Source organism: Pseudomonas sp. RW3S2 (genome assembly GCF_014268955.1).
In the GTDB taxonomy this organism is placed as follows: domain Bacteria; phylum Pseudomonadota; class Gammaproteobacteria; order Pseudomonadales; family Pseudomonadaceae; genus Aquipseudomonas; species Aquipseudomonas wayambapalatensis.
In genome coordinates this window covers 1-10,619 of sequence record NZ_JABWRM010000035.1, presented here as the reverse complement: position 1 = coordinate 10,619, position 10,619 = coordinate 1, and the positions used below count along the sequence as shown (strand labels likewise).

Here is a 10,619-nt window from a genome sequence, read left to right as displayed (position 1 = left end):
CGGATAGTCCGGGTCCAGCGGCACGTAGGCGCCACCGGCCTTGAGCACTGCCAGCAGCGCCACCAGCATCGACATGCCGCGCGGCAAGGCCACACCGACCCGCACTTCGGAGCCGACACCCAGGCTCACCAGGTGGCGGGCCAGGCGGTTGGCGCGAGCGTTGAGGGTGGCGTAGTCCAGTTGCTCATCGCCCCAGATCGCCGCCAACGCCTGCGGCGTGCGACGTACCTGGGCTTCGATCAGGCGGTGGATGCACTGGCTGCGATCGAAGTCCAGGCCGTTGGCGTTCCACTGCCGTTCGATGCGGGTCCGTTCACGGCCCTCCAGCAAGGTCAACTGGTGCAACGGTGCCTGAGCGTCGGTACAGAACTGCTCCAGCAGGTGCAGCAAGTGACGCGCCACGCCTTCGACGGCGCTGTCGCGCAATTGCGTGCGGTCGTAGTTGAAGTGCAGGGTCAGCTCACGCCCGGCGGCCACCGCCAGGGTCAGCGGGTAGTTGCTTTGCTCGTGAGCACGCACCGCGCTGAAACGCAGGCTCTGATCGCCACCCTGCTCCAGGGCCTCGGCGATGGGGTAGTTCTCGAACACCAGCAAGGTGTCGAACAGGCCCTGGCTACCCTGCTCGGCCCACCGCTGGATTTCGAACAACGGTGTGTGCTCGTGCTCGCGCAGAGCCAGGTTGACGTCCTGGACCGTCTGCAACCACTGCGCCAGCGACCCCTGCGGATCGGGCGCGGCGATCACCGGCAGGGTGTTGATGAACAGGCCGATCTGCTGCTCGATGCCCTTGAGCTCAGCCGGGCGACCCGCCACGGTGGCGCCGAAGCACACGCTGCGCTGCCCGGTATAGCGCTGCAACAGCAACAGCCAGGCGGCCTGCACCAGCGTGTTGACCGTCACTTTGTGCTGGCGCGCCAGCGCGCCGAGGCGCTCCATGGCCTGGGCATCGAGGCCAGCATGATGATCGGCATATCCGCCCTGCCCGCCAGGCTGCGGCGCCGGCAAGGCACGCGACAGCCAGGTCGGGGCCTGCAGACCGCTCAATTGCTGGCGCCAGAAGGCCTCGCGGGCCTGCGCCGGCTGGCGCTGCAGCCAGCCGATGTAGTCGCGGTAATGCCCGGACGGCGCTGCGATGGCCTGCCCGGCATAGCGCTGCAGCACCTCGCCCAGCAGTTGGGCGGTGCTCCAGCCGTCCATCAGGATGTGATGGCTGGTGAAGATCAGGTGATGGCTGTTGGCACCGTTGCCCACCAGCAACAGGCGCAGCAACGGCGCCTGCTCCAGGTCGAACCCTTGCTCACGGGCTTCGCGTGCCAAGGCATCGAGCCGTGCGTTGTCCGGCACCTGGCCGTCCCAGCGCACCTCGCTGAACGGCACCTGCACCTGGCGCTGCACCACCTGCAGCGGCCGGGTCAGCTCGCCCTGCCAGCGCAGCCCCGTACGCAGGATCGCGTGGGCCTCGACGGTGGCCTGCCAAGCGGCCTGGAAGCGCGCCACATCCAGGCCCTGCACATCGGCGCGCATCTGGTTGATGTAGTCACCGCCCGCCTGGTCGTAGAGCGAGTGGAACAACATGCCGTGCTGCATCGGCGACAGCGGGTAGATGTCCTCGACCGTGCTGGCGTCCAGTTGCAGCGCATCCAGGCCGGCCTGGTCCAGCTCGGCCAACGGCACATCGGACGGGGTCAGCCCGGCGTGGCCAGCCTCGGTGCAGTGCTCGACCAGGGCGCTGAGTGCCTCGCGGTAGGCATCGGCCAGGCCTTGCACAGTGGCGACTTCGAGCATCTGCGGGCTGAAGGTCCAGCTCAGGCTCAACTGGCCGTCATACACCTGGCCATTGAGGGTCAGCCAGTTGCCCAGTTGTGCAGTGTCGCCCTGCTCGCGGCCACGGGCCTCGCCACTGGGGCGCAGCAATGCCTGTTGCGGGTCGAAGCTGGCGTCGAACTGGCCAAGGTAGTTGAAGGTGATACGCGGCTGCGCCAGCGCCTGCAGCGCCGCACGATCATCGGCGCTGCCAAGGTAGCGCAGCACGCCGAAGCCCAGGCCCTTGTCGGGCACCGCGCGCAGTTGCTCCTTGACGCGCTTGATCGCGCCGCCCAGGTCGGCGCAATGGTCCAGACGCACCGGGAACAGGCTGGTGAACCAGCCAACGGTACGGGTCAGGTCGATGTCGTCGAACAGCTCCTCGCGGCCATGGCCTTCAAGCTGGACCAAGGCACTGTCGCTACCGCACCAGGGCGCCACGACCCGTGCCAGGGCGGTCAGCAGTAGGTCGTTGACCTGGGTGCGATAGGCCGCCGGTGCCTCTTGCAGCAGGCGCCGGGTGGTCTCGGCATCCAGCCGGGTGTGCACGGTGTGGGCCAGGGCGTTGGCCAGCGAGCCTTGCGGGTCGTTCACCGGCAGGTCGCGCGGTGCGCCGGCCAGTGCCGTCTGCCAATAGGCCATCTGCCCGCGCATCTCGCCCTCGGTCGCAGCCGCCAGGCGCTCGGCCCAGGCCTTGAGCGAGCTGGTCTTGGCCGGCAGGACGCACGGCTGGCCGGCGTCCAGTTGCGTCAGCGCCTGTTGCAGGTCATCGAACAGGATGCGCCAGGAAATACCGTCGACCACCAGGTGATGAATGACCAGCAACAGGCGCTGGCTGCCATCGGCGAGCTGCGCCAGTACCGCGCGCAGCAGCGAACCGTCTTCCAGCGCCAGGCTGCCCTGCGCGCGGTTGGCCAGGGCCTCCAGCGCAGTGTCGTCCTCGACTTCGGCCTGCCACAGCAAGGCCGACTGCTGGTAGAGCGCCTGCATCGCCTCTGGGGATCGGAAGTGTGCGCCCTGGGCGCCGAACGACAGGCGCAGGGCATCGTGGTGGTTCACCAGTTGGCTCAGGGCTGCGGCCAGCGTCTCGACCTGCAGGGCGCGCGCGGGCTTGAGCCAGACCGACTGGTTCCAGCGCGCAGGCTCTGTGGGCAACGCGGCGAAGAACGCCTGTTGGGCCGGCAGCAGCGGCAGGCTGCCGTGCACCGGACCCTGGTCGATGACCAGCCCCTGGCCACCCACCTCGGCGACCTGGGCCAGGGCGCGGATGGTCTGGTGCTGGAACAGTTGTTTGGGGGTGAAGCGAATACCCGCCTGGCGGGCACGGCTGACCAGCTGGATGGAGACGATCGAGTCGCCGCCCAGCTCGAAGAAGTTGTCGGTCACGCCCAACGCCGGGCACTTGAGCACGTCCTGCCACAGCGCGTGCAGGCGCAGCTCCAGGTCGTTGGCCGGTGCGACCTGCTCGCTGCCCGCGTTGGCTTCAGGCAACGGCAGCGCCTTGCGGTCGAGCTTGCCGTTGCTGGTCAGCGGGAACGCGTCCAGCAGCAACAGGTGGTTGGGCACCATGTAGGCAGGCAGCTGCCCTTGCAGCGCCTCGCGCAGGGCGCCAGCCAGCTGCTCGTCCTGGCCCGGCTCGGGCACCACGTAGGCCAGCAACTGCTGCTCACGCGCCAGCACCAGCGCCTGGCGGACACCCGGCAGCGCGACCAGGCGCGCCTCGATCTCGCCGAGCTCGATGCGCAGGCCGCGGATCTTCACCTGATGGTCGATGCGCCCGAGGTAGTCGATCACCCCGTCGTCAGCCTGGCGCACCAGGTCGCCACTGCGGTACAGGCGCGCGCCGGGTCGGCTGGAGAACGGATCGGGCACGAAACGCTCGGCGGTCAGCGCCGGGCGCTGGTGGTAACCGCGTGCCAGGCCTTCGCCACCGATGCACAGCTCGCCGGCAGCACCCGCCGGACACACCTGCAACGCCTCGCCCAGCACATAGGCGCTGGCATTGTCGATCGGCGTGCCCAGCGGCACTACCGCCCCTGCCAGCACGGCCGGGACTTCGCACGCGGTGCTGTCGATGGTCGCCTCGGTCGGGCCATAGAGGTTGATCAGGCGCCCTTGCCAGCGCTCGCGCAGCTGTGCGCACAACTGCGCACTCAGGGCCTCGCCGCCGCACAGCACGGTGCGCAGGCTGGCCAGTTGCTCGGGACGTGCCTGGGGCAGCATCGCCTGCAACAGCGACGGCGCCGATTGCAGCACGGTGATGCCGTGCGCCTGAACCTGCTCCCACAGTTGCGCCAGCGACTCATCCTGCCCCGGCGCCGCCAGTACCAGGCGCGCGCCGCAGATCAGCGGCAACCAGAACTCCCACACCGACGCATCGAAGCTGATCGCGGTCTTCTGCAACACGCGGTCCTCGGCCGTCAGCGGCAAGCACTCGCGCATCCACGCCATGTGGTTGCCAAGGCCGGCATGGCGCACCGCCACGCCCTTGGGCTGGCCGGTGGAGCCGGAGGTGTAGATCAGGTAGGCCAGGTGCTCACCGTCCACCGCGACCTGCGGGGCGATGAAATCGGCGTCCTCCACAGCGGTCGCCGACTCGAGCGCCAGCACGTCCAGCCCCTGCGGCAACGGCAGTTGCGCCAGCAGGGCCGGCTGGGCGAGCAGCAGGCCGATGCCGCTGTCGTCGAACATGTAGGCCAGACGCTCGGCAGGATAGGCCGGGTCGAACGGCACATAGGCCGCACCGGCCTTGAGCACGGCCAGCAGCCCCACCACCAGTTCCAGGCTGCGCTCGGCAGCGATGCCCACGCGCACCTCGGGGCCGACGCCACGGGCGATCAGTTCACGGGCCAGGCGATTGGCCCGCGCGTCGAGCTCGGCATAACTGTACTGCTGCCCGGCGCAGACCACGGCCACGGCCTGGGGCGTGCGCTCGGCCTGGGCCTGCACTTGCAGGTGCACCGGGCGGGCATCGGCATGCACCACCTGCGACCCCTGGGCACGCAGGCGCACCTGCTCGGTTTCGGCGGCGCTCATCAGCGCCAGTTCGGCGCAACGCTGGTCAGGCTCGGCGACGATGGCCGCGAGCAGCGTTTGCCAGTGGGCGACCAGACGCTGCACGGTGCCGCGCTCGAACAGGTCGGTGGCGTAGGTGAAGGCGGCGATCAGCGCGTCGTCGGACTCATGGGTTTCCAGGGTCAGGTCGAACTGCGCGGTGGGGTTGTCCCAGGCCACCCCTTCGACGCGCAGGTCACTGCCCGGCGCGGCCTGGGCCTGGCCGCGCGCCGGGGCACTGCGCTGGTGGTTGAACATGACCTGGAACAGCGGCGCATGGCTGAGGCTGCGTTGCGGTTGCAGGGCTTCGACCAGTTGCTCGAACGGCAGATCCTGATGCTCCTGGGCGCGCAACGCGGTGTGCTTGACCTGCTCGAGGAAGGCGCGGAACGGTTGCTGCCCGTCGATCTCGGCGCGCAGCACCTGGGTGTTGACGAAGAAGCCGAGCAACCCCTCGGTTTCCGGGCGGTTGCGGTTGGCCACCGGCACCCCGACACGGATATCGTGCTGGCCGCTGTAGCGGTGCAGGAACAGTTGGAAGCTTGCCAGCAACAGCATGAACAGGGTCGCGCCCTGCCCCTGGGCCAGGCTGCGTAATTGACGGCTGAGGTCGGCATCGAGGCTCACCTCCAGGCGCTCGCCACGCAGGCTCTGCACCGCCGGGCGCGGACGGTCGCCCGGCAGCGCCAGCAACGGCTGCTCGCCGCCCAGTTGCTCACGCCAGTAGTGCAACTGGCGCTCGCGCTCGCCGGCTTCCATCCAGTGCCGCTGCCAGATCGCATAGTCGGCGTACTGGATCGGCAGCGCCGCTGCCGCTGGGGCCTGGCCCTGGCTGAATGCACCGTAGGCCCGCACCAGCTCGCCGATCATGATCTGGATCGAGGCGCCGTCGGCGATGATGTGGTGCTGGACGATGGCCAGCACATGGTCGTGCTCACCCACCTTCAGCAGGCTGGCACGCACCAGCGCGCCGTCGAACAGGTCGAACACCTGCTGGGTCAGGGCTTCGACCCGGGCCTTGATGCGGGCATCCAGCGCCGCATCGCCCGGGGTGCCGGCAACCAGTTGCTCGTGCGCCAGGGGTAGTCCTGCGGGCGGCAGGATACGCTGGCTGAGGCGCCCGTCCTGCTCGGCAAAGCGGGTGCGCAGGCTTTCATGGCGCTGCTCGAGCCAATCGAGGCTGCGCTGCAGGGCGTCGATGTCCAGGTGGCCGCGCAGACGCAGCACGGTCGCCAGGTTATAGGCGGTGCTGCCAGGGTCCATCTGCCAGAGGAACCATTGGCGCTCCTGGGCGTAGGACACCGGCAGCGTCTCGAAGGCCGACTGCACCTGCGGGATCGGCAGGTTGGCCGGGGACACCCCCTCCGCCAGCATCTTCTCCAGGTACAGGCGGCGCTTTTCAAGCGGCAGGGTAATGAAGCGCTGCGCAATTCTCAGGGCTGCTTGGGTTTCCATCAAACTTCCTCCATTTCGTCAAGCAGCCATTCGAGCTTGCTCAATTTCGATTCATCCACCACCTGCCCACCTGCCTGGCCCAGCGCCTCGGCGAACTGCTCCAGCACCGGGGCCTGGAACACCAACTGCGGCGACAGCTTCAGGCCCAGCGCCAGTTGCAGGCGCGAGACCACGCTGACGGCCAGCAGCGAATGCCCGCCCAACTCGAAGAAGTGGTCGTGCACACCGACCTGCTCCAGTTGCAGCACCTGCTGCCAGACCTCGGCGACCTGGCGCTCCAGATCCGTGCGTGGCGCCTGGTAGGCCTGGCGTGCAGCGCTGGCGTCGACGGCGGGCAGGGCCTTGCGGTCGAGCTTGCCGTTGGGGGTCAACGGCATGCGTTCAAGCACCTGGATATGCGCCGGCACCATGTAGGCCGGCAGCCGCTCGGCCAGGCTCTGGCGCAGCGCCTCGCGCAGACCGTCGCTGCCCGCCTCGCCTACCTCCAGAGGCACCACATAGCCCACCAGTTGTGCGCCGCCCGCGCCGTCGCGGGCAATCACCACGGCCTCGCGGACCTGCGGATGGTCCTGCATCAGGGCCTGGATCTCGCCCAGCTCGATGCGGAAGCCGCGGATCTTCACCTGATGATCCAGGCGTGCGAGGTACTCCAGGGTGCCATCGGCCAGGTGGCGCACCAGGTCACCCGTGCGGTACAGCCGCGAGCCGTCGTCGGCGAACGGATGCGGTACGAAGCGCTCGGCACTCAGTGCCGCACGGCCGTGGTAGCCGCGGGCCAGGCCTTCGCCGCCGATCAGCAGCTCACCGGCCACGCCCGGCGCCACCGGTTGCAGGTCGGGACCGACGACGAACAGCGTGGTGTTGCCGATGGCTTCGCCCAGCAGCGGTGCCGGCTGTGCGGCGTCCAGGCGCCTGCGTGCCGACCAGATGGTGGTCTCGGTGGGGCCGTACAGGTTCCACACTTCGCCCCCCAGGGCGAGCATGCGCAGGCTCAGTTCCGGCGCCAGCGCCTCACCGCCACAGAGCATGCGGCAACCGTGCAGCAGCTCGGCCTGTGGGTTGTCGAGCAGCATGCGCCAGGTCGACGGCGTGGCCTGCACCACGTTCACGGCCTGCTCGCGCACCACCTCCAGCAGTTGCTCGGGATCGCGTGCAGCCTGGCGATCCACCAGCACCACACGTGCGCCGCGCACCAACGGCAGGAAGATTTCCAGACCGAAGATATCGAACGAGAAGGTGGTCAGCGACAGCACCCGGTCGTGGGCCTGCAACCCTGGCGCTGCCGCCATGCTGTCGAGGAAGTTGCCAAGCCCCCGGTGCGGGACCATCACGCCCTTGGGCCGCCCGGTGGAACCGGAGGTGTAGATCACATAGGCCAGGTGGTCGTCAGCCACCGCCACCTGCGGGTCATGCGTCGCCAGTGCGTCCAGCGCATCCGACTCCGCTGCCAGCAGCATCTGCTGTACGCCCTGAGGCAGGGTGCGCCGTTCGGCCAGGTGGGGCTGGGTCAGCAGCAGGCCGATGCCGCTGTCCTGGATCATGTAGTCCAGGCGCTCTTCGGGGAAGTCCGGGTCCAGTGGCACATAGGCGCCGCCGGCCTTGAGCACGGCCAGCAGTGCGACCAGCATTTCCAGGCCACGGTCCAGGCACAGCCCCACCAGGCGGTCTGGCCCCACACCTTGGGCAATCAGGCCATGGGCCAGACGATTGGCGCGCAGGTTGAGCTCGGCGTAGGAGATCGATTGCGCGCCATGGACGGCGGCGATGGCCTGTGGTTGCGCCTGGGCCTGGGCCTCGAACTGACGGTGCACCGGCAGCCAGCTCAGGTCGTGGCCGACCTGCCCGCTCCAATCGTGCAGCACCTGGCGGCGCAGGGCCGCAGGCAGGCTGTCGACCTCGCCCAGCGGGCGTTCGGCATCTTCGACCAGGGCGTCGAGGATCTGCGCCAGTTGCGCCGCCAGCCCGGCGATCTGTGCCGGGGTGAAGCACTGCGGGTCGAAGCTGTATTGCAGGCTCAGTTGCGCGCCAGCGTTGACCAGCAGGGTCAAGGGGTAGTTGGTCTGTTCGAGGTTGTCGATCGCCCCGAAGCGCAGGCCATCCGGCGCACGCGCCTGCAGCACGTCCGACACCGGGTAGTTCTCGAACACCAGCAGGCTGTCGAACAGGGCTTCACCACCCTGCCCGACCCAGCGCTGGATGTCGAACAGCGGCGTGTATTCATGCTCGCGCAGGCTCAGATTCTGCGCCTGAAGGCCCTGCAGCAGGCTGGCGACACTGTTTTGGGCGTGCAGGGTCAGCGCGACCGGCAAGGTGTTGATGAACAGACCGACCTGCTGCTCGACCCCGGCCAGCTCCGACGGGCGCCCCGCCACCGTGGCACCGAAGCACACGGTCTGCTGCCCTTGGTGGCGCTGCAACAGTAGCGCCCAGGCCGCTTGCAGCACGGTATTGAGGGTGACTTTCTGCTCGCGGGCAAACGCCGCCAGGCGCGCACTGCGCTGGGCATCGAACACCTGGTCGTGCTGGGCGTGGGCCTGCTCATCGCTGGCCGGCGTGGCGCCACGGAACACTTGGGCCAACAGGGTCGGCTCGTCCAGTTCGGCCAGTTGCGCGCGCCAGAAGTCCTGGTTGCCCTGCTGATCCTGGCGAGCCAGCCAGTCGATGTAGTCGCGGTAGCGTCCGCGTGGCGCGTCCGGTGCCTGGCCGTTGTAGTGCTGGAGCACTTCGGACAGCACCTGCGCGTGGCTCCAGCCATCCATCAGGATGTGGTGATAGGTGTAGATGAAGTGGTGACGGCCTTGGCCAAGGTCCACCAGCAGCAGGCGCAACAGCGGTGCACTGGCCAGTTCGAAGCCCTGCTGGCGCTGGGCATCGGCCAGGGCCTGCAGGGCCGGGGCTGGCGCGTCCAGGTCACGCAGGTCATGGACGCTGAATGGCACCTCGACCTGCTGGCGAACCACCTGCAGCGGCTGGGCCAGATCGCCTTCCCAGACGAAGGCGGTGCGCAGGATATCGTGGGCCTGCACCGTGGCCTGCCAGGCCGCCTGGAAGCGCTGCGGGTCGAGGCCATCGATGTCGACACGCATCTGGTTGATGTAGTCGCCGCTGGCCTGCTCGTAGAGGCTGTGGAACAGCATGCCCTGCTGCATCGGCGACAGGGGGTAGAGGTCCTGGATCGCCTGCGCTGCCACCGGCAGGGCATCGAGCTGGGCCTGATCGAGACCGGCCAGGGGGAAGTCCGACGGTGTCACGCCGGCGACACCGGCCGTGCAGCAATGGCCGACCAACGCCACCAGCTCACGCTGGTAGTCCTCGGCCAGGCGCTGCAGCGTGGCGACATCGAAGCGCTCGCGGCTGAAGGTCCAGCTGATCTGCAGGCGGCCATCGAACACCTGGCCGTTGAGGTTGAGCCAGTTGTCCAGCGGCGCCTCGGGTGAATGTTCGGCGCCACGGTTTTCCCCGGCGGGCAGCCAGGCGGGCGACTCGTCGGCAAAGCTGGCATCGAGCTGACCGAGGTAGTTGAAGGTGATGCGTGGGGTCGGCAGCGCACCCAGGGTGTCGCGCACCGAGGCGTCGCCCAGGTGACGCAGCACACCGAAGCCCAGGCCGTTATCGGGGATCGCGCGAAGTTGCTCCTTGATCTGCTTGAGCGAGTCGCCCAGGCCTGCCGCCGGGGTCAGGCGCACCGGGAACACGCTGGTGAACCAGCCGACGCTGCGGGTCAGGTCGAGGTGTTCGAACAGGTCTTCGCGGCCATGGCCTTCCAGTTGTACCAGAGCATGGTCGTAGCCGGTCCAGCGGCAGATCACACGGGCCAGGGCCGTCAGCAACAGGTCGTTGATACGGGTGCGGTAGGCGGCGGGCGCCTGCTGCAGCAGTTGCCGGGTCTGCTCGGCATCCAGTGTGCTGTGCACCGTCACGCCGTCACAGTTGCGATTGGTGGCTTCCGGGCGCTGGCACGGCAGGCTGTCGTGGGCGCCTTCGAGGGTTGTACGCCAGAAGTCCAGCGACTGCTGCAAGCGCGGGCTTTGCGCAGCGCGTTGCAGTTCGCCGGCCCAGTCGCGTTGCGAGCTGGTCTTGCCCGGCAGGGCCAGGGGCTTGCCGCTGCTCAGTTGCTCGAAGGCCAGTTGCAGGTCTTCGAACAGGATACGCCACGATACGCCGTCCACCGCCAGGTGATGGATCACCAGCAGCAGGCGCTGGCTGCCATCCGGCAGATCGGCCAGCACAGCGCGCAGCAGCGGGCCATCGCCCAGCGACAGGCTGCGCTGGGCCGATTCGGCCAGGGCTTCCAGTTCGTCGGCAGT

At 68.6% G+C, this 10,619-nt stretch carries 2 protein-coding genes; both read right to left on the bottom strand.

Annotated features, from left to right (window positions below):
- A partial coding sequence (locus HU748_RS26075; protein ID WP_186722524.1) for a non-ribosomal peptide synthetase occupies window positions 1-6,312 on the bottom strand: 6,312 nt, incomplete at its 3' end.
- On the bottom strand, window positions 6,312-10,619 hold a 4,308-nt coding region (locus HU748_RS26070; RefSeq protein WP_186722523.1), incomplete at its 5' end, for a non-ribosomal peptide synthetase. The genes HU748_RS26075 and HU748_RS26070, both read right to left, overlap by 1 nt.